32 protein-coding genes and 1 pseudogene are annotated in these 25,382 nt (G+C 61.0%); 12 read left to right on the top strand and 21 right to left on the bottom strand.

What is annotated here, in order from left to right:
• Window positions 1–115 precede the first annotated feature (115 nt).
• From SY26_RS20680 to SY26_RS18430, 4 genes are all read left to right on the top strand, one after another.
• Window positions 116–226, top strand: a complete 111-nt coding sequence (locus SY26_RS20680) for a copper-binding protein (protein WP_255352903.1) — start codon at window positions 116–118, stop codon at window positions 224–226.
• Complete coding sequence (locus SY26_RS22080) at window positions 223–804, top strand: DUF305 domain-containing protein (protein ID WP_255352899.1); 582 nt, start codon at window positions 223–225, stop codon at window positions 802–804. Before SY26_RS20680 ends, SY26_RS22080 begins: the two co-directional genes overlap by 4 nt.
• A gap of 147 nt (window positions 805–951) precedes the next feature.
• Window positions 952–1,413 carry a Cu(I)-responsive transcriptional regulator gene (gene cueR / locus SY26_RS18425; RefSeq protein WP_084693929.1) on the top strand — a complete coding sequence of 154 codons (462 nt, stop codon included), beginning with the start codon at window positions 952–954 and terminating at the stop codon, window positions 1,411–1,413.
• Window positions 1,410–1,865: a DUF411 domain-containing protein gene (locus tag SY26_RS18430; RefSeq protein WP_046001741.1), complete on the top strand. Its 456-nt coding sequence runs from the start codon at window positions 1,410–1,412 to the stop codon at window positions 1,863–1,865. Before cueR (SY26_RS18425) ends, SY26_RS18430 begins: the two co-directional genes overlap by 4 nt.
• A 202-nt stretch (window positions 1,866–2,067) precedes the next feature.
• Here the strand turns inward: SY26_RS18430 and SY26_RS18435 are convergent, their stop codons facing one another.
• On the bottom strand, window positions 2,068–2,256 hold the full coding sequence (locus SY26_RS18435) for a heavy-metal-associated domain-containing protein (RefSeq protein WP_046001742.1): 189 nt from the start codon (window positions 2,254–2,256) through the stop codon (window positions 2,068–2,070).
• Window positions 2,257–2,283: 27 nt separating this feature from the next.
• A complete protein-coding gene (locus SY26_RS21710; RefSeq protein WP_198143218.1) occupies window positions 2,284–2,445 on the bottom strand; it encodes a hypothetical protein in 162 nt (53 codons plus the stop codon).
• On the opposite strand from SY26_RS21710, the gene SY26_RS18440 reads away from it, so the two are divergent.
• From SY26_RS18440 to SY26_RS22130, 3 genes and pseudogenes are all read left to right on the top strand, one after another.
• On the top strand, window positions 2,423–4,906 hold the full coding sequence (locus SY26_RS18440; protein WP_046001743.1) for a heavy metal translocating P-type ATPase: 2,484 nt from the start codon (window positions 2,423–2,425) through the stop codon (window positions 4,904–4,906). The two genes, SY26_RS21710 and SY26_RS18440, sit on opposite strands and share 23 nt — an antisense overlap.
• 482 nt (window positions 4,907–5,388) lie before the next feature.
• Window positions 5,389–6,432: an IS30 family transposase gene (locus tag SY26_RS18445; protein WP_046001744.1), complete on the top strand. Its 1,044-nt coding sequence runs from the start codon at window positions 5,389–5,391 to the stop codon at window positions 6,430–6,432.
• 83 nt (window positions 6,433–6,515) lie between these two features.
• Window positions 6,516–6,644, top strand: a pseudogene (locus SY26_RS22130) (MFS transporter); the annotation flags it as partial.
• 129 nt (window positions 6,645–6,773) lie between these two features.
• On the opposite strand, the gene SY26_RS18450 reads toward SY26_RS22130, so the two are convergent.
• The 9 genes from SY26_RS18450 to SY26_RS18490 all read right to left on the bottom strand — a co-directional run bounded on the left by SY26_RS18450 (window position 6,774) and on the right by SY26_RS18490 (window position 13,124).
• Window positions 6,774–6,971, bottom strand: coding sequence for a heavy-metal-associated domain-containing protein (locus tag SY26_RS18450; RefSeq protein WP_042246697.1), 198 nt, complete (start codon window positions 6,969–6,971; stop codon window positions 6,774–6,776).
• 21 nt (window positions 6,972–6,992) lie between these two features.
• Window positions 6,993–9,326 carry a heavy metal translocating P-type ATPase gene (locus SY26_RS18455; protein WP_046001745.1) on the bottom strand — a complete coding sequence of 778 codons (2,334 nt, stop codon included), beginning with the start codon at window positions 9,324–9,326 and terminating at the stop codon, window positions 6,993–6,995.
• Between the two features lie 70 nt (window positions 9,327–9,396).
• Window positions 9,397–9,882: a DUF305 domain-containing protein gene (locus tag SY26_RS18460; RefSeq protein ID WP_046001746.1), complete on the bottom strand. Its 486-nt coding sequence runs from the start codon at window positions 9,880–9,882 to the stop codon at window positions 9,397–9,399.
• A 163-nt stretch (window positions 9,883–10,045) separates the two neighbouring features.
• Complete coding sequence (locus SY26_RS18465; RefSeq protein WP_046001747.1) at window positions 10,046–10,807, bottom strand: MauE/DoxX family redox-associated membrane protein; 762 nt, start codon at window positions 10,805–10,807, stop codon at window positions 10,046–10,048.
• Window positions 10,808–10,816: 9 nt separating this feature from the next.
• Window positions 10,817–11,272: a DUF411 domain-containing protein gene (locus tag SY26_RS18470; RefSeq protein WP_369799454.1), complete on the bottom strand. Its 456-nt coding sequence runs from the start codon at window positions 11,270–11,272 to the stop codon at window positions 10,817–10,819.
• Window positions 11,269–11,730, bottom strand: coding sequence for a Cu(I)-responsive transcriptional regulator (gene cueR, locus SY26_RS18475; RefSeq protein WP_046001748.1), 462 nt, complete (start codon window positions 11,728–11,730; stop codon window positions 11,269–11,271). Before cueR (SY26_RS18475) ends, SY26_RS18470 begins: the two co-directional genes overlap by 4 nt.
• Before the next feature lie 181 nt (window positions 11,731–11,911).
• Window positions 11,912–12,475: a DUF305 domain-containing protein gene (locus SY26_RS22085; protein WP_255352900.1), complete on the bottom strand. Its 564-nt coding sequence runs from the start codon at window positions 12,473–12,475 to the stop codon at window positions 11,912–11,914.
• Entirely contained in the window at window positions 12,472–12,753 is a 282-nt protein-coding gene (locus SY26_RS18485) for a copper-binding protein (protein WP_046001749.1), read from the bottom strand. The genes SY26_RS22085 and SY26_RS18485 overlap by 4 nt, the downstream gene beginning before the upstream one ends.
• 17 nt (window positions 12,754–12,770) lie before the next feature.
• Complete coding sequence (locus SY26_RS18490; RefSeq protein ID WP_232303402.1) at window positions 12,771–13,124, bottom strand: cupredoxin family protein; 354 nt, start codon at window positions 13,122–13,124, stop codon at window positions 12,771–12,773.
• A gap of 145 nt (window positions 13,125–13,269) precedes the next feature.
• Here SY26_RS18490 and SY26_RS20685 point away from each other — a divergent pair, with 145 nt between their 5' ends.
• The 4 genes from SY26_RS20685 (at window position 13,270) to SY26_RS18510 (ending at window position 17,836) form a co-directional block, all read left to right on the top strand.
• Window positions 13,270–14,496 (top strand): IS256 family transposase, encoded by a 1,227-nt coding sequence (locus SY26_RS20685; protein WP_046001750.1) that lies wholly within the window; start codon window positions 13,270–13,272, stop codon window positions 14,494–14,496.
• 189 nt (window positions 14,497–14,685) lie between these two features.
• Window positions 14,686–15,294: an HdeD family acid-resistance protein gene (locus SY26_RS18500; RefSeq protein ID WP_198143212.1), complete on the top strand. Its 609-nt coding sequence runs from the start codon at window positions 14,686–14,688 to the stop codon at window positions 15,292–15,294.
• A gap of 63 nt (window positions 15,295–15,357) precedes the next feature.
• Window positions 15,358–16,398, top strand: a complete 1,041-nt coding sequence (locus tag SY26_RS18505; RefSeq protein WP_035715050.1) for a patatin-like phospholipase family protein — start codon at window positions 15,358–15,360, stop codon at window positions 16,396–16,398.
• 1 nt (window position 16,399) lies between these two features.
• Window positions 16,400–17,836 carry a GntP family permease gene (locus SY26_RS18510; protein WP_084684278.1) on the top strand — a complete coding sequence of 479 codons (1,437 nt, stop codon included), beginning with the start codon at window positions 16,400–16,402 and terminating at the stop codon, window positions 17,834–17,836.
• A 293-nt stretch (window positions 17,837–18,129) separates the two neighbouring features.
• On the opposite strand, the gene SY26_RS18515 is transcribed toward SY26_RS18510, so the two are convergent.
• The 8 genes from SY26_RS18515 to SY26_RS22090 form a co-directional block, all read right to left on the bottom strand.
• Window positions 18,130–19,497 (bottom strand): multicopper oxidase family protein, encoded by a 1,368-nt coding sequence (locus SY26_RS18515; protein WP_046001751.1) that lies wholly within the window; start codon window positions 19,495–19,497, stop codon window positions 18,130–18,132.
• Window positions 19,494–20,873 carry a TolC family protein gene (locus SY26_RS18520; protein ID WP_052715378.1) on the bottom strand — a complete coding sequence of 460 codons (1,380 nt, stop codon included), beginning with the start codon at window positions 20,871–20,873 and terminating at the stop codon, window positions 19,494–19,496. The genes SY26_RS18515 and SY26_RS18520 overlap by 4 nt, the downstream gene beginning before the upstream one ends.
• A 20-nt stretch (window positions 20,874–20,893) precedes the next feature.
• The gene (locus SY26_RS18525; protein ID WP_046001753.1) at window positions 20,894–21,112 is read right to left on the bottom strand and encodes a hypothetical protein; all 219 of its coding nucleotides are present in this window, start codon (window positions 21,110–21,112) and stop codon (window positions 20,894–20,896) included.
• Between the two features lie 71 nt (window positions 21,113–21,183).
• Entirely contained in the window at window positions 21,184–21,591 is a 408-nt protein-coding gene (locus SY26_RS18530) for a hypothetical protein (RefSeq protein WP_046001754.1), read from the bottom strand.
• 163 nt (window positions 21,592–21,754) lie between these two features.
• Entirely contained in the window at window positions 21,755–22,288 is a 534-nt protein-coding gene (locus SY26_RS18535) for a murein L,D-transpeptidase family protein (protein WP_369799455.1), read from the bottom strand.
• A 26-nt stretch (window positions 22,289–22,314) separates the two neighbouring features.
• A complete protein-coding gene (locus SY26_RS18540) occupies window positions 22,315–22,791 on the bottom strand; it encodes a DUF411 domain-containing protein (RefSeq protein WP_052715379.1) in 477 nt (158 codons plus the stop codon).
• A gap of 61 nt (window positions 22,792–22,852) precedes the next feature.
• On the bottom strand, window positions 22,853–23,317 hold the full coding sequence (locus tag SY26_RS18545) for a cytochrome c (protein WP_232303404.1): 465 nt from the start codon (window positions 23,315–23,317) through the stop codon (window positions 22,853–22,855).
• Window positions 23,318–23,328: 11 nt separating this feature from the next.
• Window positions 23,329–23,457 (bottom strand): hypothetical protein, encoded by a 129-nt coding sequence (locus SY26_RS22090; protein WP_255352901.1) that lies wholly within the window; start codon window positions 23,455–23,457, stop codon window positions 23,329–23,331.
• Window positions 23,458–23,822: 365 nt separating this feature from the next.
• On the opposite strand from SY26_RS22090, the gene SY26_RS21315 reads away from it, so the two are divergent.
• Window positions 23,823–24,098, top strand: a complete 276-nt coding sequence (locus SY26_RS21315) for a hypothetical protein (protein ID WP_157020531.1) — start codon at window positions 23,823–23,825, stop codon at window positions 24,096–24,098.
• Between the two features lie 74 nt (window positions 24,099–24,172).
• Here the strand turns inward: SY26_RS21315 and SY26_RS20690 are convergent, their stop codons facing one another.
• Both SY26_RS20690 and SY26_RS18550 read right to left on the bottom strand, forming a co-directional pair.
• Complete coding sequence (locus tag SY26_RS20690; protein WP_084693930.1) at window positions 24,173–24,448, bottom strand: type II toxin-antitoxin system mRNA interferase toxin, RelE/StbE family; 276 nt, start codon at window positions 24,446–24,448, stop codon at window positions 24,173–24,175.
• Window positions 24,441–24,734 (bottom strand): type II toxin-antitoxin system RelB/DinJ family antitoxin, encoded by a 294-nt coding sequence (locus SY26_RS18550; RefSeq protein ID WP_046001756.1) that lies wholly within the window; start codon window positions 24,732–24,734, stop codon window positions 24,441–24,443. The genes SY26_RS20690 and SY26_RS18550 overlap by 8 nt, the downstream gene beginning before the upstream one ends.
• Between the last annotated feature and the right edge of the window lie 648 nt (window positions 24,735–25,382).

Consider the following 25,382-nt stretch of genomic DNA (forward strand, 5'->3'; position numbering starts at 1 on the left):
CTGCTTGCGGTGGCCTGTGCGCCGTTGCCCCCTGTGGATACGTCCGCCGGGCTTGTGGGCGTCGACGATGCTACGTCGCCGGTCTCAACCCTGAAGGCTGGTCCTGCCGTCACCTATCGAAGTCGCAGAGCCGGAAATGCTCGATGACCTGAGCGAGGGGCAGAACGTTCGTTTTGCTGTCGACCGGGTCGCGGGAACCCTGACCATCACTGAACTTCTGGAATGATCCGGAAAATCGAACATCGGAGAATGACAATGATCTCGTACAAAGCTCTTATCGTTGCGGCTGTCGCTGCAAGCAGTCTCGCAACGCCGCTTTTTGCCCAGGATGCTGATTTCCAGATGCCTGAGCAATGCGCCATGGCAGCACCGGCCGGAGAAATGCCCGCCACTGGTGAAATGCCTGCAGGAGACGCCCCTGTCGCCGGAATGCCCGCTGGCGATATGCCGATGGGAGGAATGCCCCAAGGCTCTGCCCATCACGGCAACAATGCAGGCGGCATGGGCGCCATGATGGGTATGGGCGGCATGGATATGGAGACCATGCCCGAACATGTTCAGGAAAACATGCGCCGCATGATGGTCACCATGCCCGCCATGCACGACGGCATGATGAATGAGAATGCCGACGTGGCCTTTGCCTGCGGGATGATTGCCCACCATCAGGGCGCCATCGACATGGCGGAAGTGCTTCTGGAGCATGGCGAGGACGATCAGATGCGGACCCTGGCGCAAGAGATCATCGACGCCCAAGTCGGTGAGATCGAGCAGATGACTACCTGGTTGGCTGAAAACGCCAACTGAGCCCACTTTGAGCCGCGCGGCATTGCCCGCGCGGCTTTCTCTCGGACATTCCTAGGATGACATCCTCAGAAGGGGACCGTGCAGCTTTTGACCTTCCCATGATAGGAAGCCCCATATATGTCTTATAGACAACACGGAGCTAAGCCCATGAACATCGGAGACGCGTCTTATCGTTCGGGCGTATCGGCCAAGATGATCCGCTACTACGAGCAGATCGGGCTGATCCCCGCAGCCGCGCGCACGGCTTCAGGGTATCGCGATTATGCCGATGCCGACGTCCACATGCTGCGGTTCATCGCGCGGGCGCGGGATCTTGGTTTTCCGATCAGTGAGATCACCGAACTGCTGGATCTGTGGCGTAACACTGACCGGCGCAGCGCTGACGTGAAGGCTCTGGCGCAAGCTCGGGCTCAGGACTTACGGCAGAAGATCATGCACCTGAAGGAGATGGCCGATACCTTGGAGGAACTGGCCCGATGTTGTGCAGGTGACGATCGCCCGGACTGCCCCATCCTGCAGAACCTGGAGACGCGGGCAGATCCGACGCAGGCCAACCGCAAACGGCGGATGCAAAAGCCAATGACGATCAAGGAAAGGCTTATATCATGATCAACAGACGTCTTTTTATCGGAACGCTGGCAGCGGCTCTGGCACCGGCAAGCGCTGTCCTGAGCGCCTTACCCATGCCTGAAAGCACCCTGATTGCAGTGGTTCGATCACCCGCCTGTGGCTGCTGCGGCGCGTGGATCGATCATTTGCGCGACGCCGGATTCACGGTCGAGGAAACCCTCTCGGATGACGTCGACGCATTCAAGGATCAGCATCCTTTGCCTCAGCCTCTTCGGTCCTGTCACACTGCTCTTGTCGATGGCTATGTCCTTGAGGGCCACGTTCCGGGAGACGCGATCCGCACCCTTCTGGATCAGAAGCCTGATGCGTTTGGTTTGGCGGTTCCCGGAATGCCGATCGGGTCGCCCGGCATGGAGATGGGCGATCAGACCGAACCGTTCGATGTCATCCTCTGGAACGCATCGGGCACTGACGTCTTTGCGCGATATTGAAGGTTGTCATGGCACAGCCTGCGTCGGGACGTGGCCGATCTGGAGACGAAATCTGATCTCAAAACCGGATCGCCTGCCGATCTGAGCGGGCAGGCCACTGCCCCCCGATCAGGTCGTTGATCACATCAGTGTTCCATGCGCTTGCACAGGATCACTCGGTGTCAGGCCCTTCCTTGCGGAAGGGCCTTTCGTCTGCCGTTCCTTATGCCGGTGCGAAACCAGCATCCGTCAGCACTGCGACCAACTGCTCACGCGACGCGGTCGAAGTGACATCGACCGTGTGCGTTGCAGGATCAGCTTTCACATCTGCTGCCGGATCGACGGACTGGATGGCCTTGGTGACGCCGCGCGCACAACCGCCACAGGTCATGGTTTCAATGTGGAACTGCATGAGGACCTCCTTTGAACATTGATCTCATCAGGCTCGAGATAGGGTTTCCAATGCTGGTAAGGTCAATGACAGAGCGCGCGATTGTATTCCGGCCTTCACGCTTGACCTTCCCATGATGGGAATGCCCATCTGTAAAAGCGGAACAAGCTTTAGAAGGTGATCCGTCATGAACATCAGCAGCAGCGACATGAAACCCGACCTGCATTCGACAGTCGTCTTGGACATAGAGGGCATGACCTGCGCGTCCTGTGTCGGACGAGTAGAGCGGGCGCTGAAGGCGGTACCGCGGGTCGAGACGGCATCCGTGAACCTCGCCACGGAACGGGCAGAGATCGCTGGTCTAAATCTGGACCGGTCAGCGCTGGTCAGGGCGGTCGAGACCGTCGGCTATGATGTCCGCTCACCCGCAATCGATCTGGCTATCGAGGGGATGACCTGTGCGTCCTGCGTGTCCCGGGTGGAACGCGCGCTGAAATCCGTGCCGGGCGTGACCGAGGCCACGGTCAACCTGGCCACCGAACGGGCCCATATCACTGGTCAGGCGGATGCCGCAGCCCTGATCCGCGCGATCGATAGCGCCGGCTATGACGCGCGGATCGCTGTCTCGGCCTCTGCGGTGTCGGATGAAGTCGCGGACCGGAAGGCAGCCGAGGAGGCAGCCTTGAAGCGCGACCTGTGGATCGCCGCGGCGCTGACGTTGCCCGTCTTCCTGCTTGAGATGGGCTCGCACCTGTTCACATGGGTGCATATGGCGGTGATGAACACCATCGGCATGCAGAACAGCTGGTATCTGCAGTTCGCCCTGACCACAGCAGTGCTGCTCGGCCCCGGGCGACGGTTCTACACCAAGGGCTTTCCCGCATTGGCCCGGCTGGCTCCGGACATGAACAGCCTGGTCGCGGTTGGCACTTCGGCAGCCTATGGCTATTCTCTGGTTGCCACCTTTGTTCCTGCCCTGCTGCCCGCAGGCACGGTGAATGTCTATTACGAGGCGGCGGCGGTCATCGTCACCCTGATCCTGCTTGGCCGGTATCTGGAGGCCCGCGCCAAGGGCCGGACCTCCGAGGCGATCAAGCGGCTTGTCGGCCTGCAGGCCAAGACGGCCCGGGTGGTCCGCGCCGACATCGTGATTGAAGTGCCGATTGCCGAAGTGCGGCCGGGCGATATCGTTGAGGTCCGCCCGGGCGAGCGGGTACCTGTCGACGGCGACGTGACGGACGGCGCCAGCTGGATCGACGAGAGCATGATCTCGGGTGAACCCGTCCCGGTCGAAAAGACCATCGGCAGCACCGTCACCGGCGGCACCATCAACCAGACCGGCGCCTTCACCTTTCGCGCCACTGCTGTCGGCGACGCCACCATGCTGGCCCAGATCATCCGCATGGTCGAGGCCGCTCAGGGCGGCAAGCTGCCGATCCAGGCGCTGGTGGACCGGGTGACGATGTGGTTCGTGCCGGCCGTGATGGCCTTGGCGACGCTGACCTTTGCCGTCTGGCTGATCGTCGGCCCCGATCCTGCACTGACCTTTGGGCTCGTAAATGCCGTGGCGGTGCTGATCATCGCCTGCCCCTGCGCGATGGGCCTTGCGACACCGACCTCGATCATGGTCGGCACCGGGCGGGGCGCAGAGCTGGGGATTCTGTTCCGGAAGGGAGAGGCGTTGCAGGCCCTTCAGGAGGTTCGCGTCGTGGCCTTCGACAAGACCGGAACGCTGACCGAAGGTCGCCCCCAGCTGACCGACCTGAACCTCGCCCCCGGTTTCGATCGCGCCTCCGTGCTTGCGGCTGTTGCCGCCGTGGAGGCAAAGTCCGAACATCCGATCGCGCGCGCCATCGTTGCGGCAGCGGCCGAAGAGGGTCTGACATTGCCGCATGTGTCCGGGTTCACGTCGCAGACCGGCTATGGCGTCCAGGCGCAGGCGGGAACCCAAACGGTCGACATCGGCGCCGATCGCTTCATGACGAAGCTCGGTCTAGATGTAGCACTTTTCGCCGACGTCGCAGCGCAGTTGGCCGAAGAGGGTAAGTCCCCGCTCTATGCGGCCATCGATGGCCGTCTGGCAGCGATCCTGGCCGTGGCCGACCCGATCAAGAAGACGGCGCCGCAGGCCATCCGTGCCTTGCACGCGCTTGGCCTGAAGGTCGCGATGATCACCGGCGACAACGCCCGCACGGCGCAGGCCATCGCGCGCCAACTGGGCATCGATGAGGTCGTGGCCGAGGTGCTGCCCGACGGAAAGGTGGCCGCGGTCAAACGGCTGCAGGCACTTGGCCGGGTCGCTTATGTCGGCGATGGCATCAACGACGCCCCGGCCCTGGCCGAGGCTGATGTCGGTCTTGCCGTCGGCACGGGCACCGATATTGCGATCGAGGCCGCGGATGTGGTGCTGATGACCCGTCGTCTGACCGCCGTGTCGGACGCGATCGCGCTCTCTAAGGCCACGATGCGCAATATCCGGCAGAACCTGTTCTGGGCGTTCGCCTATAACGCCGCCCTGATCCCGGTGGCAGCAGGCGTGTTGTGGCCGGCCTTTGGCGTTCTTTTGTCACCAGTCTTTGCGGCCGGGGCCATGGCGCTGTCGTCCGTCTTTGTCCTTGGAAATGCCCTTCGGCTGAAGCGTTATTCACCTGGAGTGTTGCATGAAGTCTGAAAACCTCTAAAGAGCGGGGCCTTCCAGAGGCCCGGTTCTTTGCCAATATGATCCGCAGCTATGGGCGACCCCCCTGATCTTGCAGGGCGGTCGCCCCCGGCATGTGTTGGAAGGATGCCGTGCCGGGATACTCGCTAATTTCATGACATCGGCTTACAAAGATGATGTTAGATCAGAAGCCCATGCGGGCATTCTCATTCCAACGCGCCTTCATCCTAATGGATTTCAACAACATGATATTTTTCATCTTTCCCCAGAAGCATCCCCGAAATTTGTGGATAACTTCGTACCATCCAACAGCCTTCGATCCTAAGAGTCGTTTTAGTTAATAATCGTAATCAAGCTTGCTGAGTCGGCATGAACAGAGCGGAAAAGTTACATAATAAAGCTTATAAAATTTCTTGGTGACGCGGGGGGACGCGCTATCCTGAAATGCGACTTTCTGTGCTCAACAATGGCTTGAGCCATGAAAGGATCATAGAATGAAGGTTCGGTTCTCTCACCTTTCCCTTTCCGAGCGCCGCAAGATCGAGCGCTGGCGGCAGATGAAGCTGAGCCCTGACGAGATGGCGCGCAGGCTTGGCCGGCACCGCTCGACGATCTTCCGCGAGCTGCGGCGCAATCACTTCCATGACGGCGAGATCCCGAAGCTCAGCGGCTATTGGTGCGTCGTAGCGCAAAGCTATTCGGATGGACGACGGACCCGGCAGCGCAAGCTGGTGCGTGATCCCGGGCTCCGTGACCAAGTCGAGCGCTGCCTGAGGTCCGGCTGGACCCCCGAGCAGATCGCCGGCCGTATGCGTTATGAGAAGGCCCCGCGCCGGGTCTGCCAGGAGACGATCTATCAGCACATCTATTCCGAGGACGGTCGTCGAGGTGAGCTGTGGCGCCACCTGCCCTCTGGCCGCCGGCGCCGTCGRGGCTACCGGCTTCGCAAGCGCCCGCCACCGAGATTTGCGCCTGAACTCAGCATCTTGTTCCGCCCGGACATCATTGCGCATCGCAAGCAGTTCGGTCACTGGGAGGCTGACCTGGTGCTGTTCCGGCAGAAGTACGGGCCGGCCAATGTCACCACCATGATCGAGCGCACAAGTCGCTTCCTGGTCGCGTTGAAGAACACCGAAAAGCGCACCAAGCCGATCATGGCGCAGATCGCCCAAGCATTGACGCCCCTGCCCCGGCATGCCTGCCGATCGATCACCTTTGACCGTGGTTCCGAGTTCATCGATTGGCCGCATCTGCAGGCGGAGGTGGGCGCCCAAACCTGGTTCTGCGAGGCGCAGTCACCGTGGCAGAAAGGCGCCGTCGAGAACGCCAACAAGCGTCTCAGACGATGGCTTTGCCGCGACACCGATCCGAACACCCTTTCCCAGGAGGAGCTCCGTCAGCTCTGCGCGGGCCTCAATGCCACGCCGCGCAAGTGCCTCGGCTTCCGAACGCCTGCCGAGGTGTTCAAGGCTAACATACTCGGACGCGGCTACAGACGGGAGAAACTATCCCGGCAACCGAAGTCGCATTTGGGCTAGCGCGTCCACGGGGGGGTCTATTCTGAAATGCGACAAGCCATGATTTATTGGTGTTTTCAGATCGAGGATCTCCCCCGTGATGTCGCATCTCAGGGGGCATCCGCATTCATCTGGCCACGCCCCGTCTGCGCGGATTGCTGGCGCTGACCATGGCCGCCGCGGCGGCGGCCATGGTCCTGGTCAACTCGGTCATGCTGGTGCGGGGTACGCTTGATAACCTACAGCCTCGTGTCTGGATAAGCACGAATGAGGTATGAGCATGATACATTTTGATAAGGCAGATAGGCCAGTCGCCTGATACGCCCATTGCGGCGACTGAACATCCGGCCCAACACTTTAATTCAGGCCAGAGTGGCGGGGTATCCTGCTGCGGCCAGTGCCACTTGAAGGTTGTCCGGCTTAGCCCGGCTTTCCAAAGCGATCGTTCGTAACGCCATGTCGAACTCGATCTGTGCCTCGGGGTCGATTGCATGGATGGTCTTTTGCACCGTTGCCTTGCAGTGGCCGCAGCTCATGTTGGGAATATTGAATGTCGTCATTTGTTTTTCCTTTTTGCTTTCTTACAGATCCACCCGCCGCAGGCGGAGGGCGTTGGTAATAACCGAAACGGAGGACAGGCTCATCGCCGCAGCTGCGATCATCGGTGACAGCAAAGTCCCGGTGATGGGGTAAAGCAGACCTGCCGCAATTGGCACGCCAAGCGCATTGTATGCGAAGGCGAAGAACAGGTTCTGCTTGATGTTGCGCAATGTCGCCCGCGCCAGCTTGCGTGCCCGGACGATGCCCATCAGGTCACCACCCAGAAGGGTTATCCCGGCGCTTTCCATGGCCACGTCCGCGCCCGTGCCCATGGCGATGCCGACATCGGCAGCGGCCAGTGCGGGCGCGTCGTTCACCCCGTCTCCCGCCATGGCGATCTTGTGTCCCTCGCGGCGCAACTGGTCGATCAGGTCTTTTTTGGCTTCCGGAAGGACACCTGCGCGGACTTCGTCGATGCCGAGCTTGCTCGCCACAGCCTGTGCCGTGCGCTCGTTGTCACCCGTCGCCATGATGACGCGCAGCCCCTGTGCGTGGAGTTCGCGGATCGCTTGCGCGGTACTTTCCTTGATTGGGTCGGCGACCGCCACGATGCCGGCCAGGGCACCATCGACAGCGATGAACATTGCCGTCTTGCCCTCGGCGCGCAGGGTATTGGCCTTCGCCTCGGCCGTGCCCGTGTCTAGTCCCATCTCCTGCATCATCGCCGCGTTGCCGAGCGCCACTACCCGTCCGCCAACCGTGCCGCGCACGCCTTTGCCGGTGACGGCTTCAAAATCCACTGCCTCTTGTCGCCCCGCGCCCTGCGCTTCGGCGCCTTCGACGATCGCTTCGGCCAGCGGGTGTTCCGAGCCGCGCTCGAGCGCTGCCGCCAGGGACAGCAAGTCCGCTTCGGTCCTGTCCCCCAGCACCACGGTATCCGTCAGCTTTGGCTTGCCCATGGTCAGCGTGCCGGTCTTGTCGACAATCAGGGTATCGACCCCCGCCATCCGCTCCAGCGCTTCGGCATCCTTGATCAGCACACCCGCCTGTGCGCCCCGCCCCGCCGCGGTGGTGATCGATATCGGCGTGGCCAGCCCAAGGGCGCATGGGCAGGCAATGATCAGGACTGACACGGCCGAGGCAATGGCAAAGACCAGCGAGGGCTCGGGGCCGAAAATTAGCCACACGAGGAAGGCTAAGATTGCGATACCGACCACCGTTGGCACGAACACTGCCGAGACCCGATCGGCCATCCCCTGGATCGGGGCACGGGACCGCCGCGCGTTCGAGACCATCGCCACGATCTGCGCAAGAACCGTGTCGGCGCCGACCTTGCCCGCTTCGATCACGAGGCTGCCGTTCTTGTTGATCGTGGCCCCGGTCACTGCATCGCCTGAACTTTTCTCCACCGGCATCGACTCGCCGGTCAGCATGCTCTCGTCCAGGGATGAGCGGCCCTCGATCACTATGCCGTCCACCGGCACCGCATCGCCCGGGCGCACGCGGAGCCGGTCACCTTCCATGATGTTTTCCAAAGGCGCGTCATATTCCGAGCCATCCGGCAGGATACGCCGCGCGGTCTTTGGTGCGAGATCGAGCAGCGCTCGAATAGCATCCCCAGTGCGTTCTCGTGCCCGCAATTCCAGAACCTGACCCACGAAGACCAAAGCCACGATCACCACGGCCGCCTCGTAGTAGGTGCCGACACCATGACCCATTCGGTAGGCATCGGGAAATACGCCGGGCAGGAAAGTCGCGACGAGCGAATAGAGATAGGCCGCGCCCACGCCAAGACTGATCAACGTCCACATGTTCGGTGATCGGTTTACAAGCGAGTCCCAGCCTCGCTTGAAGAAAGGCAAGGCGGCCCAGAGGATAATAGGCGTCGCCAGAACGAATTCGAGATAGCTCGCGATTTGGTGGCCAATCCAGTCCCGCACCGGCAGAGCGACCAGTTCACCCATTGTCAGGATGACCAGTGGCACTGCGGCGGCGGCTGAAATCCACATGCGCCGAGTGAAGTCGGTCAGTTCCTCGCTCGGCTCGTCCGAGGGCAGCATCGGTTCGAGCGCCATGCCGCAGATCGGACAGTCGCCGGGCACATCGCGGACAATCTCCGGGTGCATCGGACAGGTATACTGAGCGTTGGCCGGAGCAGCCTTCTTTTTTCCAGCTGCGCGGCCAGAGGCGTAGAACCAAGGATCTGCCTTGAACCTGGCCTTGCATTTCTCCGAGCAGAAATGAAACGTCTTGTCTCCAAACACCGCTCGACGTCCGTCAGGCTTGACCGCAACCGTCATCCCGCAGACCGGGTCCTTTGCCGTCTCGGTCCCCGCAGGGATGTCTGGCGACGCGTGATGATGATCGTGATCCATGTCCTGCCAACTTTCTACTGATTTTCTTCCATCTAAGATGCCCGGCGAGTGACACCCTCATTTGAGTGCTTCAGTTAGCCTCGACGCGGCGAGTGCCTGCGGGAGCGTCGCCATTCGCCTCGATATCGGCGATGTACCTTTTCATTTCTGCGATCTCGTTGCGCTGCGCCTCGATGATCGCGTCAGCAAGGTCCCGGACCCTTGGATCGGAAATATCCGCGCGCTCACTGGTCAGGATGGCGATGGAATGGTGAGGGATCATTGCCTTCATCCAAGCAAGATCCTCGACCGTCTCCTGGCTTCGCACCAGCCAGAGGGACAGAACGAATGCCAAGCCGGCGCCCACGAAGATCGCAATGTTTTTCTTCCGATCGGAATACATGCCCAACATGAAGGCGAGCATGATGACCGCCATGACCGATCCCATGTAAATCGCCATCCACATGCGGGTCTGCGAAAACGCGATATGATCAATCGAGTAGGTATTGAGATACATCAGTCCATACATGACGATGGTGGAGGTCGCGATCATCGCGATAAAGCGGCCATATCCCATGATATGTCTCCGTTTCTATTTTAGGTTTCTCTTGAAGCCGGAACATTGAGGCTGTGCCTCATGGTCGGAATGATCCATTTTCATCTTCGGCTGCAGGCACAGTAGAACTTTTTGCCTGCAGCCGTTTGCGCTGCAAAGCGCGGCTCTCTATCGAATAGCGTGCTCAATGCCCGAGCATCGTAACCTTGATCAGCATCCAGACGGCCATGGCGATCATCATCAGGTTCTCGGTCAGCGAGACGAAGCCCAAAGGCACGTTGCTGTCGCCACCCACGCAGGCACATTTAATTTCGCGCTTGTCGATGTAGACCGCCTTGTAGACGGACACTGCACCGATCGTGCCAATGAATAGCGCCACTGGGATCGACAGCCACATCAGCGCGCCCGCGACCATCAGCACCCCTGCCAAGCCTTCAGCGAAGGGATAGACATAGCCGTAGCGTACCCATTTTTGCGCCAGCAGGTCATAGTTCAGGAACATCGTGGCGAAGCTGTCCACGTCCTTCAGCTTTTGCAGGGCAAGCAGACACATCGCGAAGGCGACGAACCATTCCGCTGCGGCAACGGTGATCAGCTGCCCGAACGCGGCCCAACTGGTAGCGAATCCCATCGCGGCCGCCATGGCGAACAAAGCGATCACCGGCCGATAGGTCGTCGCACTCTTGTCAGGCACGGTCTTGCCGAAATGCCGCCGCAGATCGTCGTAGCCCCCGATCCGCTGGCCACCGATGAAGGTCTGCGGAGTGGTTTGGACGCCATGTTGCTCCTTGAAGGCATCGACCTCGGAGCGGGTCGTCAGGTGGCGGTCCTCGACGCGGTAGCCTTGACGCTTGAGCAAGTCGAGCGATTTGAGCCCGTAGGGGCACATATGCTTCGTCATGACCATCCTGTGGAGGGTGGCGGCTCTAGACGCTGCGTTTGCCATTGGATGTCCTCAATATCTTGCAAAGACGTTTGTGCCGGTGCCGGTCCAGAGAATGACCTCGAACGGCTCGCTCTGATCGCCCATCTCCATGCCGGGCGAGCCGATCGGCATTCCCGGAACCGCCAGGCCAAGGGCATCTGGCCTTTGATCCAACAGGGCGTGGATCGCGTCTGCCGGAACATGACCTTCGATCACATAGCCCTCGACAAGAGCGGTGTGGCAGGACCTGAGAGGCTGGGGCACGGCATGCTGATCCTTGAAGGCATCGACATCATCCGAAAGGGTTTCCTCGACCGTGAACCCGCTTTCCCGCAGGTGATCGATCCACGCGCCACAGCAGCCGCAATCTGGAGAGCGGACGACCGAGATGAGGGTTTTTTCCGACGCGGGTGATGCGCCCAGCACAACACCTGACGGGGCAAGAACCGCTGCCAGTGTTCCGATGAAAATGCGCCTGTTGATCACGATCTGATCCTTTCCTGGATAGAGGTACTGTCTTTGGTGCGATACTTGCGGTTGCCTTGCGCCGGGGTTGTCTGCACGGCCAACTCCTGCAGGATGGGACAATCCGGGCGCTCGTTTCCGGCACAGGTTCGGGCCAGCTCCTCCAGCGTGCCGGCCATGTCCTGGAGATGAGCAATTTTCTGGCGAAGATCCTCGGCCCGCGCCTGTGCCAAGGCTTTTACATCCGCGCTGCGCCGGTCCTTGTTTCGCCACAGGTCCAGCAACTCGGTGATCCCTGCGATCGAGAAGCCCAGATCCCGCGCGCGCGCAATGAACCGGAGCATATGGACGTCAGCATCCGCATAATCGCGATACCCTGCCGGTGTCCGCTCTGCCCGCGGGATCAGTCCGATCTGCTCGTAATACCGGATCATCTTTGCCGTGACGCCGGACTGCGTGGAGGCCTCTCCGATATTCATGACTGTTGCTCCGTCGCGTGTTCGGGACAGATATGAGGCTTCCCATCATGGCAAGGTCAAGGGACGTAGCGGATTTTTCTACCGTGTTGGAGAGCGATCAGTCATATCGAGGACAACGCGCTGATCGCTTATAGATGGAGAAGAAAGCCGCGCGAGCGACGCCGCGCGGCTCATAGCGGGCTCAGTTGGCGTTTTCAGCCAGCCAGGTGGTCATCTGCTCGATCTCGACGACCTGAGCATCGATGATCTCCTGCGCCAGGGTGCGCATCTGCTCGTCCTCGCCATGTTCAAGAAGCACTTCTGCCATGTCGATGGCACCCTGGTGGTGGGCAATCATCCCGCAAGCGAAGGCCACATCTGCATTCTCATTCATCATGCCGTCGTGCATGGCGGGCATGGTGACCATCATGCGGCGCATGTTTTCCTGAACATGCTCTGGCATGGTTTCCATATCCATGCCCCCCATGCCCATCATGGCGCCCATGCCGCCGGATTGGCTGCCATGCCCCATTGACGAGCCGTGCATTCCAGCAGCGGGCATATCACCTGCAGGCATTCCGGCGGGCGGCATATCGCTGGCGGGCATGTCGTTTGCAGGTGAGGCCATGGCGCATTGCTCAGGCATCTGGAATTCAGTGTCCTGAGCAAAAAGCGGCGACGCAAGGCTGCTCGAGGCGACAGCCGCAATGATAAGAGCTTTGAAAGAGATCATTTTCATTCTCCGATGTTCGATTTTCCGGATCATTCCAGAATTTCAGTGATGGTCAGCTTTCCCTTCACCCGGTCGACGGCAAAACGGATGTTCTGCCCTTCGCTCAGATCATCGAGCATTTCCGGATCTGCGACCTGGAAGACCATCTTCATGGCCGGCATATCCAGGTTCTTCAGCTCCTCATGGTCGACCGTCACCTTGCTCCACTGGGTGTCGATCTTGGTGACGGTCCCATTGGTGATGTGCGTGTCGGCCAGTGCGGCTCCCGATGTCAGGATCAACGCCGCTGCGGTCAAATGGATCAGTTTCATGGTCAGGTCCTCGCGGTTCAGGATTCGGTGACGTTCAAGGGGCCGTGCATACCGGACTCGTAGTGGCCCAGCATCAGGCAGGCGAATTCGTATTCGCCGGCGTTCTCGAAGGTCCAAAGGATCTCGCCGGTCTCGCCGGGCTGAAGACGGACCGCATTCGGATCGTCATGTTCCATCTCGGGGAACCGCGCCATCAGCTCCTTGTGCTTGGCATTGGCATCCACCGTGTCCATGACAAACTCATGATCCAGTTCACCAGCGTTGGTGATGACCAGGCGGACAGTCTCCCCCGACACGAACGACAGCTCCGCAGGCTCAAAGATCATCGTGCCCTCGTCGGTTTCCCGCATGGTGACTTCGATGGTCTTCATGTCACCGTCAGAGGCGTCTGCAGGCGCGCCCATGGCGTATTCATCGGTCGTGTCTCGGAAGTGGTAGAAATTGTCTGGCGGCGTAATCTCCGGGTGAACCAACACCCACCCAACCGGCGGCGGCAACCGCCAGGGAGATCACGCCATGAAGCAGAATACCGATAGCTCGTCCTTTTCGCCGCTGCCCGACGCAGGCGGGTATGATCCGATCGAGGATCGCCTGCGGGCGAATGTCCGGGCCACCATTGAAGCCATGTTCGAAGAGGAACTTGCCGCCTTTCTTGGTCGGCTTCGTTACGGCCGCGGCAATGAGCGGGCCAGGGGCTACCGCCACGGGCACCGCGATCGGCAGCTGACCGGCACATTCGGCACCGAGACGGTGCGGGTTCCTCGTGCTCGGATCGAGAACGAAGCCGGCAAGATCACCGAATGGCGATCGAAGGCACTGCCCCGCTACAGGCGGCTGACGAAGAAGGCCGAGGCCCTGATCGCGGCGGTCTACCTGGCCGGCACCAACACGCGCCGGGTCAAGCGGGCGCTGTTCGGACTGTTCGAGGGGGCGGTGAGCAAGGACGTGGTCAGCCGGGCCTGGCGCAAGGTGAAGGTCGACTGGGACGCCTGGTCCACCCGCGACCTGGCCGAGGAGGATATCGTGCGGCTCATCCTCGACGGCACCGTCATCAAGACCCGGCTGGACCGCAAGGCCACCAACATCTCGGTGCTGGCGGCGATCGGCATCCGCCGCGACGGACAAAAGGTGCTCCTCTCGATCAGGAACATGGGCGGCGAAAGCACGGCTGCCTGGGGCAGCTTCCTTGCCGACCTGGACGCGCGGGGCCTCAGGCGGCCCGAGTTCGTAATCGTTGACGGCGCCCCCGGCCTTGAAGCCGCGCTTGTGGCGCTCTGGGGCGGGGACCTGCCCATCCAGCGCTGCACGGTTCACAAGCACCGCAACCTGCTTGGCCACGCGCCCAAGCGCCTGCATGACGAGCTGAGCGAAGACTACCGCGACATGATCTACGCCGACAGCGCCGCCGAGATCGAGACGCGCCGCAAGGCCTTCCTCCGCAAGTGGAAGCTCAAGTGCCGGGCCGTGGCCGATAGCCTTGAGGAGGCCGGCGATCGCCTCTTCAGCTTCACCCGCCTCGATCCGTCGCAATGGAAATCCGCACGGACCACCAACGCCATTGAGCGTCTGAACGAGGAGTTCCGCCGCCGCATCAAGACCCAGACCGTGCTGCCCTGCGCTGAAACCGTGCCGATGCTGCTCTGGGCGCTCCTGGCGTCAGGGCAGATCCAGATGCGAAAAGTCGATGGCTGGGAAACCCTTTCTCAGCCTCTCGTGCCGATGTCTCTTGACCTCGCGGCCTGACCGGAGCCAACGTTACATGCTCGGAGCGCGCTGCTCGCCAATTTCCACCACATTCGCGACACGACCGCATCATGGCGATGAAAAATTGATTGTCTGGCATGGGCTTCACGGTCCTGTGCCAATTTTGATCCATATCCGGCCCTGCGGGTCGGGGAAGGCAACACCCGCTGCCCGGCGGGAAGCACCCTGTTGAACAAGGAAGTCAATGCCATGCCGATCAGTCTTGCCGCCGCTGCACAGACCTACCGCGAAGCCGCGCGCGATGCGGTGCGCCGCCATTCGACCTTCCACCTGGTACAGGCGGCGCTGCTGGTCGTCGCGGGGATCGTCGCCATCGTCTTCCCGGCCTTTTCTTCGGCTGCTGCCGTCGTGGTGTTCGGCTGGCTGCTGATCGCCAGCGGCATCATTCAGGCCATCGGCCTGATCAGCGCACGCCATGCGCCGAACTTCTGGCTGCAGATCATCTCGGCCATACTTGGTGTGTTGCTGGGCATTCTGCTCTTGCGCAACATCGCGCAGGGGATGCTGCTGCTGTCGCTTCTGCTGATCATCTTCTTCATGATCGAGGGGATGTCGAAGGTTGTCTTCGCATTGACGATCCGTCCCTTGCCCAACTGGCTTTGGGTTTTTGCCAGCGGGGTGCTCTCGGTCGTGCTGTCGCTTGTGCTTTTTGCCGCGATGCCGGTCACTGCGCTGTGGCTGATCGGGCTGATGCTGGGGCTCGACCTCATCGCCATTGGCGCGGCCCTTGGTGCGATGGCGTGGAGGCTTCGCGGGCAAGCGGTGCCCGCCGCCTGATCCCCTAGGGCGCCCGGCTTCGGGCGCCATTTTCTTGCAATGAATTGACTGAAAGGCGCCGAAATGGCCAGCAACCCGAAATCGCAGACGCGAAAAACCCTTCCCATCGACCTCGCCTTGCAGGGGGGCGGTTCGCATGGGGCGTTTACATGGGGCGTTCTGGACCGCATCCTCGAGGAAGACTGGTTCGAGATCGATGGCATTTCCGGCACCTCGGCCGGCGCCATGAACGCGGCAATCCTGGCGGCCGGCATGGCCACCGGCGGGCGGCAGACCGCGCGTGAGATGCTGACCGCCTTCTGGCGCCGGACGGCCGATGCCGCGCGCTTCAGCCCGTTCAAGCGCGGGCCGCTGGAGGTCCTGACGGGCAAATGGACGCTGGACAACTCGCCCGCCTTCATCGCCATGGATCTGATGGCGCGGCTGATCTCGCCCTATTCGCTGGGTGGGGCGGCAGGGAACCCGCTGCGCGACATCCTGACAGACCTGATCGATTTCGACGCGCTGGCGACCGGGCCGGTCAAGCTGTTCATCACGGCAACCAATGTGCACACCGGGCAAGGCAGGGTGTTCCGCAAGCATGAGGTGACGGCCGATGTGCTGCTCGCCTCGGCCTGCCTGCCATCGATGTTCCAGGCCATCGAGATCGACGGCGTGCCCTATTGGGACGGCGGCTATGCGGGCAACCCGACGATGACGCCGCTCGTGCGTGAATGTGAAAGCCTCGATACCGTTCTGGTGCAGATCAACCCGGTCGAGCGGCGCGAGACGCCGCGCACCGCGCGCGAGATCGCAAGCCGCCTGAACGAGATCTCTTTCAACGCCCAGCTACTGAAAGAGTTGCGGATGATGGCGCTGCTGCGCCGTGTCATCGACCCCGGCAATGGCGAGGCGCGGTACTGGAAAGAGATGCGCCTGCATCGCATCACCTCGGACATCATGGTGGACCTTGGACATTCCTCGAAGCTGAATGCCGAATGGGACTTCCTGAAGATGCTCTTCGACGAAGGGCGCCGCGCCGCCGAGGATTTCGGCCGCACCCATATTCAGGACATCGGGGTGCGTTCGACCTTCGATATCGACGCGCTGGCGGACGAGCTCTGACATGCTGGGTCTGCTGGGTATTCTGTTGGGCCTTGCCCTGATCATGGTGCTTGCGTTCCGCAGTTGGACAATCCTGCTGCTGGCGCCTTTGGCTGCTGCGGTGGCGGCGCTTTTTTCCGGTCAGCCGATGCTGGCGCACTGGACGCAGACCTTCATGCCTGCGGCGGCGGGGTTTGTGGCGCAGTTCTTTCCGCTTTTCCTGCTGGGCGCATTGTTCGGCAAGCTGATGGACGACAGCGGATCGGTTTCAGCGATCGCCGATTACATGACGCGCCGGCTCGGCCCCTCGCGGGCGATCCTTGCCGTGGTGGCTGCGGGCGCGATGGTCACCTATGGCGGTGTCAGCCTGTTTGTGGCGTTCTTCGTTCTGGCGCCAATGGGGCAGGCGCTGTTCAAGGCGGGAAGCGTGCCGCGCAGGCTGCTTCCGGCGGCACTCGCGCTTGGAACCTCGACCTTCACCATGTCGGCCATGCCGGGAACGCCTGCGATCCAGAACGCGATTCCGATGCCGTTCTTTGGTACCACCCCCTTTGCCGCACCTGGGCTTGGCATCATAGCCAGCATCATCATGGCGGCCATCGGCCTGGGCTGGCTTTCCTTCCGCGAACGTCAGGCCAAGGCGCGGGGCGAGGGTTATGGCGCGGCCGAAAAAGGCTCCGCCGTCTCGCGCGAGCTGGCCAGCACCGCACGCGAGTTTGACCCTGCCGAGATCAGCCGCGCCGGATCCTGGGGCGGGCGGCCACCGATCGGCCTGGCCATTCTGCCGCTGGTTCTGGTTGTCGTGGTCAACCTGATCCTGACGCAGTTCGTGCTGCCCAGCATGGATTTCGATTTCCTCTCGCAGCCCGCATGGGGCGAAACCACCCTGTCGGCTGTCGGCGGGGTCTGGTCGGTGGCGCTTGCGCTTCTGGTCGCCTGCATCGTGCTGGTTGCCATGAACCGGCGCCGCTTTCGCAATCTGCGCGAAAGCATCGACTCGGGCGCGACGGCCGCAGTACTTCCGATCATGAGCGTGGCAAGCCTTGTGGGGTTCGGCGCGGTCGTGGCGGCCCTGCCTGCGTTCGAGATGGTGCGGGACTGGGTTCTGGGCATCGGAGGCGGGCCGCTCGTGTCACTGGCGGTAGCGACGAACATCCTTGCCGCGTTGACCGGATCGGCTTCGGGCGGGATGACCATTGCGCTGCAGGCCCTTGGCCCCACCTTCATGCAGATCGCGTCAGACACAGGGCTGGACCCTGCGCTGATGCACCGGGTGGCCGTGATCGCCTCGGGTACGCTGGACAGCTTGCCGCATAATGGCGCGGTGGTCACGATGCTTGCGGTCTGTGGCTGCACGCATCGCGAAAGCTATCTGGACATCGTCATGGCCGCCATTGTCAGCGCGCTTGTTGCCCTTGTGGCCGTGATCGTGCTTGGCACAGCCTTCGGTTCCTTCTAACCCGATAGGGACAGAGCTTCGGGATCGTCATGACACAGCCCACGCCGACCGCCGCACCACCGGCCCTTTTGAACATCACGCTGGGCGTCATGCTGGCGCTGATGCTGGGGTGGTTCTTCCACATCGCCTCGGGCGTTCTGGTGCCAATGGTGCTGGGGCTGATGATCTCTTATGTGATCATGGCCACCCGCATGGGTTCCCGCCGCCAGAGTGACAGAAGGAGAAAAGGCAAGAACAGTAACCAGCATCAACGATTTCATCGCTTTTCCTTTATGTTGCTCGATAGGGTCAGTTCAGCCCAACCGCCTGCCGCCTCGCGGCGTCAGGATGGTCTCGGGGCTGTAGTTGCTGGCATGTTCGGGCAACTCGCCCGTCCATTCCCATGCCTGCGTACCGGGGGGGTTCTCGAACCAGCCCGGATCGGAATAATCGTCAGGGGCGATGCCTTCGCGCACCTTCATGACAGAGAACATGCCGCCCATCTCCAGCGGACCATGCGGACCCCAGCCTGCCATCATCGGGATGGTGTTTTCGGGAATCTCCATGGACATCTCGCCCATGTCACCCATACCTGCTGTTCCCATCGACATGTATCCGGGCTGGTGCCGGCGAACCATGTCGGTGACGCGGGTCTTGTTGGCGCCGATGATCGTGGGCAGTTCGTGACCCATAGCGTTCATGGTGTGGTGTGACTTGTGGCAGTGGAACGCCCAGTCCCCTTCATGAACGGCATCGAATTCGTAGGCACGCATCGCGCCTACCGGAATATCGATGCTGACCTCAGGCCAGCGGGCCTCCGGCCGGACCCATCCTCCATCCGTGCAGGTCACCTCGAAATCATAGCCGTGCATGTGGATGGGGTGATTGGTCATTGTCAGATTGCCGACACGCACCCGGACACGGTCGCCTTTGCTGGCGACAAGCGGGTCAATGTCCGGGAAAATGCGGCTGTTGAAGGTCCACAGGTTGAAGTTCGTCATCTCGGCAACGCGCGGGATATAGGTCCCGGGGTCGATGTCATAGGCGGCCAACAAAATCCCGAAATCCCGATCCACTGGCATGAAGGCCGGGTCGCGGGGATGCACGATGAACAGCCCCATCATGCCCATGGCCATCTGGACCATCTCATCGGCGTGGGGATGGTACATGAAGGTCCCCGATTTCACGAGATCGAACTCGTACACGAACGTCTTGCCCGACGGGATGCCGGGATGGCTAAGGCCGGACACGCCGTCCATTCCGGAAGGCAGGATCATGCCGTGCCAGTGAACAGACGTATGCTCAGGCAGGCGGTTGGTCACATAAATGCGGACCCGCTCGCCCTCGACCGCCTCGATCGTTGGACCAGTGGACTGGCCGTTATAGCCCCACAGGCGCGCGACCATCCCGTCTGCCATGATCCGTTCGACCGGCTCCGCGACGAGGTGGAATTCCTTGACGTTGCCATTCATCCGATAGGGCAGTGACCAGCCGTTCAACGTGACGATCGGGTTATACTCGATCCCGGTCGTCGGGCGCGGTGGCACCTGAGTATAGGGACTATCGGTACGAGCCGCTTCGGGCAGATCGCGAAACCGCGTCTCTGCCTGGCCCATGTTGACGGTCAGGGCGGCGGCCCCTGCGCCGATGCCCGCACCCATCAATTGCCTGCGATTCATCATTCTTTCTCTCCGTTTTCAGTTGCGCCACCCCAGATCGCGGCGGTGGCGTCAGCCTCGGCGAGCCAATACTCTCGCTTCGCTTCGGCGGCACTGAGTTGAGATTCCAGCCCTTCGCGGGCGTCGTTCAGCAGTTCGAACGTAGAGGTCAGCATGCCGTTGTAGCTGAGCAGCGCCTGCTCATCGATTTCCCGGCGCAGGGGCAGGACCTGGTCGCGCCAGTGCAGGGCGATCTGATGCTTGCCCGTGACGGCCGTGTAGGCCGACCGCGCCTCGGACCTGGCATTGATTGCCGTTTGCGCCAGGCTGTTGGCTGAACGCAGGTATTCCAGCTTTCCTCGCCGGGAAATCAGGCCGCTGGTGTCGTAAACCGGAATGCTGAAGGCAACATCGACGATAGGAGAGCGTTCGTTGTCGCGCCCTTCCCGCTCGATTTCGACGCCCGCCACGACCTCCGCATCGGACAGCATTCGAGTCTGGCCGCTCAGTTTGTAGCGCGCAGCCACAGCTTCCAGCTCCAGGCGACCCGCAGCGAGGTCGACGCGGTTTTCCAACGCCATCCGTTCGATATTGGCGCGGTTCGGCGCGCTGCGCGGCAGTGCCGGCAGGCTGTCGGGAACATAGAAATCAGTATCGGTGCCCCACAGGCCTAGCAGTCGAACTAGTTTTTCCTTCGCCAGTTGCGCCTCCAGCCTTGCCTCAGCCTGTTCGGCGGCCAGCTCGGCGGTGAACACATGCTCCCGTGCCTGATCGGCACGGCTCAGCGCTCCCGTTTCGCCAAGTTGTGCTGCCAGCTCGGATGCCGCGTCTGCGGCGCCTTGGGCGCGCCCGACAAGTCCGGCGGCCTCGAACGCACCGACGGCCTCGATCCAGGTCCGGCGGGTTTCATGCGCCAGCGCCAGGGTCTCGCCCGCGGCAGCCAGCTGCGCCTGCCGGAACTCCAGATCAGCGGCCCGTGTGCGGGATTTCTTCGTGACCAAGTCCAGAATGGACGATGCCACCGTGCCTTCCACCGACCGGGTGACATCACCACTGACCAGCCCGGACACGGAGATACCGACGCTCGGCACCGGCCCGAGGGCCGTCTCCCACAGGTCCGCCGCGGACAGCCCCAGGTCGGCGTAACTGGCCTGCAGGCCGGGGTTGTTCAGAAGTGCCACCTGAACCGCCTGTTCGGCGCTGATCGTCTTTCCCTGAACGATGGCGCGAACGCGTTGCGCATGGGCCTGCCGTTCAGCCGGGGACTGAAGCCATGCCGCCTCTGCCCCGGTTGCCTGCCGGGAGATCCCTGCAACAGTCGCGAACCCTGCCCTCTCGTCGCGGGCTTTGCTCATCGTCGCCGTATCTGCGCAGGCCGTCAGCAACAGCAGTGCGCCCATCGAAAGTCCCAATGCCGTTTTCATTCGACACCCGGGCCTTGCGCATTGTTCAGATCGATCCAGTTTCCCGGTTCCTGAACGGCGCGGCTTCGATAGGTGACGGCGGGACCGGCCTGCAGGGTCGAAACCGGCGACGCGGTATCGGCGACGCTTACAAGTCCGACAGATGTATCCAGAGGAGGCAGAGGCGCGCAGGCCACCGCAAGCAGCGGCATCGCAGCCGCGAACACGAACTTCATGTGAGGATTCCGCTTTCTGATCAGAAGGATGATCGCCGCAGCCTGTCAGGCTGCAGCTTGCAACGCTTGGATCAGTCCCGCGGAGGGCGGCGCAGTCCTTCGGAGACGGTTAACTCCACCAGCGGGGCGGTGCGGACGGCATCCAGTGTCTTGCTGAGCAGAAAAGCCTGGGCAACTTCGCTTGAGGTCAGGAACGCGGTCGCCGGGCAGGCATGGGCTTTGCAGTGCGAGCCATGTCCCTCGGAGGATGTATCTTCGTCATGCACATGGTCTTGAACCAGCACCGCTTGTTCATGGACATGGTCGGAACCCCCTGCCCCGGAGTGCTGGCCATGTCCGTCTGGTGCCTCGACTGATGCCGCTGTCAGCATCATCTCGCACTTCAGATCCATCGAGGCGTTGCCAGCAGACACGGTGATGCCCATCGTGACCAGGGTCACGACGAAGAGCATAGTCAGCTGGCGCAGCATGTGGATCATGAGTGATGTCCATTGGGGTCAAAGTTCTACATCAATGGATTTCGAGACGCTTACGCACGAATGTTACCGCCTCGGCAGGATGTTGCTGCCTCGCGAAATGCTGCTGCAGATACCGCGGAGTGCAGGTGCAGTTGCTGCAGATCGAACGTGGTTATTCAGAGCCCTACGCATAAAGCATCACCGGTACACCCGGCTGGAGCATTGCGTAGACATCCTCGATTTCCTGATCGGTCAGGGCAAGGCACCCAGCTGTCCAATCCCGGTTGCGTGGTGCAAGGGCGTTCCCCTCCGGGCCTCGCCCGTGGAACATGATGTCGCTCCCGGCACTACGACCAAACTGTGCGGCGTAAGCCTTGTCCTGTTCGTTGGGGTAGGAAATGCCGACAGACAGGTGATACCTGCTGCGCGGGTTGAAGCGGTCGATGAAATACAGCCCCTCGGGCGTCTTTCCGTCGCCTTCGAACTGCTTGTGACCGACCGGCTGGTTGCCCAGCCCAAAATCATAGGACCGCAATACAGTCTGGCCGTTCAGCAGGTGCATCCGGCGTTGGCCCTTGTAGACAGCCACCTGTGTTACCGGCGGGCCGGAGTATCGCTTGAACTGCGGTGCAGGGGCCAAGCTGGGCCCTGATGAGCCGCATGCAGCAAGGGATGCGAGCATAGCCAACGACGCATGTCGGCGATTAAAGGTCATCATAGAGAACGCTCCTTGGAGATCATGCTTCAGGCCGGCGCAGCGGCGTATCGGTTAAAAATTGTGTGGCTTCCGTCCTTGAGCACGAGCAGGACATCATAAGCCTCACGGCGGCTTTCCGGGCCCATTCCGGGGCTGCCATAGGGCATGCCCGGAACGGCCAGTCCAAGGGCGTCAGGGCGCTCTTGAAGCAGTTTGCGGATATCGGTGGCTGGAACATGTCCTTCCACAAAATAGCCCTCGACCGAGCCAGTGTGACAGGACGTCATGTCGATGGGAACGCCGAGATCGATCTTGTGCTGCATGAGAAGCGTGCCGAAACGTTCCTCGCTTGTGACCTGAAAGCCGGCATTCTGAAGGTGCTTTGTCCATTGCTTACAGCATTCGCACCCCCTGCCCTCCACGACATGAATGGCGGTGGAAACGACAGGCAGCTGCCCAAATGCAGGCAGTGCGGTTAGGGCGGCGGCGGCACATAACACGAAGCGACGGGTGATGAGGTTCAACGCCGATCCTCCCAGAAAAGGCGGCCAGGGGCCGCCGACGAGCCTGAAGATTTTGATGCGATCATTCGTTCGGACCCTCACGGTCGGAGACCTCGGCCTGATACTCGGATTGGCGCATGGGCCATGTGCTTTTGATGTAGGCCAGGGTGGCACGGATTTCTGCATCCGTCAGAATGCCATCAAAGGCCGGCATGTCGCTTTCATAGCCGGGCACGACACCACCGACCCCCAGCTTGGTCAGTGTGAAAAGCTGACTGTCTGAATGGTGCCATGTATGCCCTGTTTCGTCATGGGGCGGTGCCGGCATCCGCCCGCTCTCCAGCGTACGTTTCCAGTCTGGCTGTCCTTCCATATCCGGGCCGTGGCATGACGCGCAATTTTGCGCGTAGAGTTCTTTTCCTTGCTCGATCTCTTGTGCCGTGACGGGGACGCCCAGAAAAGCCACTTCAGCCCTTTCGGACCGATTGACCTGGGCGAAAGCTGCCGCGGTCGCTACACCGGCAAATGACAGGCCGGCGAGCATCATGGTACGCACTCTCATGCCGGTCCCCGAAGGTACTTGAGAAGGGCGGCTATGCCCAGGACCAGGATCGCCAGGACGAGAACCGCAAAGAGTCCGCAGCCCAGCATCATCATGGTCGCCATGGGGCTATTCATCATTGTCATGCCATTGCCCTCCACAGAGGGTGGTCAAGCCATTCTTCGCAAGCGGCATTGACCGCAGAAATCTCAGGGGAAAACTGAGTGTGTAAAGCTGCATGCAAACTTTGCTGCATAGGACACCTGACTATCTGGATTTGAAACGGGACTGCCGATTTGAATGGATTCAACAGTCCTGGCGGCGAGCAAGCTCAAGGGCACAAAACCTTGTGCGCAAGCGTCGCCAGCCGCGGCGGCAGTCAAATCAGATGAATGGGCGTGGGGGGCTTCGTAGCGGCAGCCAATTCAGGTCACTGAACATGACATCGGCAACCTGCCGCCTCAGGAGACGCCGAACCTGTCTGAGATCAGAGGTCTGGAATTCAGGAACCGTGACGAAGCCCCCCGCTGCACAGATCAGATTGCAGCCCGCCGTTCCAACTTCACCCCTGTCGCTGCAATCCAGGCATTCGGACAAGCCGGGATGTGCCATTGCCATCATGCCGTCATCGGGCGTTGAGGCGGCAGTCGCCAGCGCGGGCATCATCGATCCAACCGCAAATACGGTGAAGGCGACAAGAAAGAGAGCCCGTAGACAGTTCTTCATGACTATCGAGTTAGCGGCATGCTGCAAAGAAATCCACGACAAGATGATCGCATTGCCGTGACCGCAACAGGTTGGATCTGACCGGGACACTGCCGCTTATCCGGCACCCGCCCTCGTCATTCGACCGATTGCTTATCAGGGCCACATCTGCGCGGCATGAAGCACACGCAGGATCGTCACGACAGACGGCGTCTCAGCATAGATGACAATGTAGTTCGGGCGAACAACTAACTCACGTGTCCCTTGAACGCGTCCTGATCGGCACCGCTTGGGATGCATTGGAAGTTGCGCAACCTTTCCCTGAATTTCCTCCATCAGAGCAAAAGCGGCATCAGGATTATCATCTGAGATATAGTCGACAATTGCCATAAGGTCAGCGACCGCGAAGGCTTTCCATTCGAGTTCAGGCACCCCGTTTGCCGTCGATCAATGCCCGGGCGTCACGCATGAGCTGGTCATGTGGAACGCCAGGCCGGGCGTCTGTCAGCGCTTCCTGCACCTTCGCCCGGAACCAGCTATCATAGCTTTCAGGATTTGCAGTCAGACCGGCCGGCAGACCCCCTTCAGCCGCCACACGGGTCAGCAGGATACGGACTGCGTCTGATAGGGTCAGGCCTACATCTGCCAGTGCGCTACTGGCCTGTGCCTTGAGATGATCGTCCACACGGACATGCAGCATCGAGGTATGGGTGGGCATTCAATCCTCCTTTGTATCTCATATGAGATACACAATGACATAGGAGGATCAAGACTTGTTTGGCTTCATCTGGCTCAGCAGTGTAGAATGGAGCTTCAAGAATAAGGCGCAAGACACTGTAGTGTTTAACGTTATCGCATTATCCCCGATATTACCCCCGAAAATTGTGGATAAGTGCTCACCGTCCGGCGGCTGCGTGATGATTGCTGAGGTTAAGGTCAACCAAGGTGCGTCAGCACAGGTGGTCAGGACAAGGGACCGAGAGGTTAAAGCGCTGTCAGAAAAACGTGCGGTTTCATTGCGACCCACGTGCACACCGCTAGTGGATCACTGGAGTGCCAAAAAAAGCCGTTGCGCAGATTAAAGCAACTCTGCAGGTCGACCCCATGCTTTTTTGCCGACAGCAAGGTGGCTCAGGAAGCATACAGCGCTCAGATCTAAGCGCCCGTTCATGCTGTGGCGAGCACTAGCGGCTGCTCTGGGCTTTTCACGTCGATACATGTGCGCCGCGCTGGCGTCAGCTATGCGGGACCTTCCCGCCGTTCGCCGCACCTGCAGCATCACCACCACTATGAACACAGAAAACGCTCCAAAGGACAGAAAGCGGACCTTGGCTGTGGCGAAATTGCTAAATCGCGCAGCGAACAA

The organism is Paracoccus sp. 228 (assembly GCF_000967825.1).
GTDB classification, from domain to species: Bacteria; Pseudomonadota; Alphaproteobacteria; order Rhodobacterales; family Rhodobacteraceae; genus Paracoccus; species Paracoccus marcusii.

Bases quoted from the DNA above. Each gene is read 5' to 3' on its own strand.
- SY26_RS18510 (WP_084684278.1), top strand. From the start codon at position 16,400: ATGCTGGGTCTGCTGGGTATTCTGTTGGGCCTTGCCCTGATCATGGTG.
- SY26_RS18535 (WP_369799455.1), bottom strand. From the start codon at position 22,288: ATGATGACCTTTAATCGCCGACATGCGTCGTTGGCTATGCTCGCATCC.
- SY26_RS18430 (WP_046001741.1), top strand. From the start codon at position 1,410: ATGATCAACAGACGTCTTTTTATCGGAACGCTGGCAGCGGCTCTGGCA.
- SY26_RS18525 (WP_046001753.1), bottom strand. From the start codon at position 21,112: ATGAAGTTCGTGTTCGCGGCTGCGATGCCGCTGCTTGCGGTGGCCTGC.
- cueR (WP_084693929.1), top strand. From the start codon at position 952: ATGAACATCGGAGACGCGTCTTATCGTTCGGGCGTATCGGCCAAGATG.
- SY26_RS18435 (WP_046001742.1), bottom strand. From the start codon at position 2,256: ATGCAGTTCCACATTGAAACCATGACCTGTGGCGGTTGTGCGCGCGGC.
- cueR (WP_046001748.1), bottom strand. From the start codon at position 11,730: ATGAATATCGGAGAGGCCTCCACGCAGTCCGGCGTCACGGCAAAGATG.
- SY26_RS18550 (WP_046001756.1), bottom strand. From the start codon at position 24,734: ATGCCCACCCATACCTCGATGCTGCATGTCCGTGTGGACGATCATCTC.
- SY26_RS18515 (WP_046001751.1), bottom strand. From the start codon at position 19,497: ATGATGAATCGCAGGCAATTGATGGGTGCGGGCATCGGCGCAGGGGCC.
- SY26_RS18505 (WP_035715050.1), top strand. From the start codon at position 15,358: ATGGCCAGCAACCCGAAATCGCAGACGCGAAAAACCCTTCCCATCGAC.
- SY26_RS22080 (WP_255352899.1), top strand. From the start codon at position 223: ATGATCCGGAAAATCGAACATCGGAGAATGACAATGATCTCGTACAAA.
- SY26_RS22090 (WP_255352901.1), bottom strand. From the start codon at position 23,457: ATGACAATGATGAATAGCCCCATGGCGACCATGATGATGCTGGGCTGC.
- SY26_RS18490 (WP_232303402.1), bottom strand. From the start codon at position 13,124: ATGAAGACCATCGAAGTCACCATGCGGGAAACCGACGAGGGCACGATG.
- SY26_RS18545 (WP_232303404.1), bottom strand. From the start codon at position 23,317: ATGATGCTCGCCGGCCTGTCATTTGCCGGTGTAGCGACCGCGGCAGCT.
- SY26_RS18520 (WP_052715378.1), bottom strand. From the start codon at position 20,873: ATGGGCGCACTGCTGTTGCTGACGGCCTGCGCAGATACGGCGACGATG.
- SY26_RS20685 (WP_046001750.1), top strand. From the start codon at position 13,270: ATGAAGCAGAATACCGATAGCTCGTCCTTTTCGCCGCTGCCCGACGCA.
- SY26_RS21710 (WP_198143218.1), bottom strand. From the start codon at position 2,445: ATGTCGCTGCTGCTGATGTTCATGACGGATCACCTTCTAAAGCTTGTT.
- SY26_RS18460 (WP_046001746.1), bottom strand. From the start codon at position 9,882: ATGGGATATGGCCGCTTTATCGCGATGATCGCGACCTCCACCATCGTC.
- SY26_RS18440 (WP_046001743.1), top strand. From the start codon at position 2,423: ATGAACATCAGCAGCAGCGACATGAAACCCGACCTGCATTCGACAGTC.
- SY26_RS18485 (WP_046001749.1), bottom strand. From the start codon at position 12,753: ATGAAACTGATCCATTTGACCGCAGCGGCGTTGATCCTGACATCGGGA.
- SY26_RS18450 (WP_042246697.1), bottom strand. From the start codon at position 6,971: ATGACGACATTCAATATTCCCAACATGAGCTGCGGCCACTGCAAGGCA.
- SY26_RS22085 (WP_255352900.1), bottom strand. From the start codon at position 12,475: ATGATCCGGAAAATCGAACATCGGAGAATGAAAATGATCTCTTTCAAA.
- SY26_RS18465 (WP_046001747.1), bottom strand. From the start codon at position 10,807: ATGGCAAACGCAGCGTCTAGAGCCGCCACCCTCCACAGGATGGTCATG.
- SY26_RS18530 (WP_046001754.1), bottom strand. From the start codon at position 21,591: ATGATCCACATGCTGCGCCAGCTGACTATGCTCTTCGTCGTGACCCTG.
- SY26_RS18455 (WP_046001745.1), bottom strand. From the start codon at position 9,326: ATGGATCACGATCATCATCACGCGTCGCCAGACATCCCTGCGGGGACC.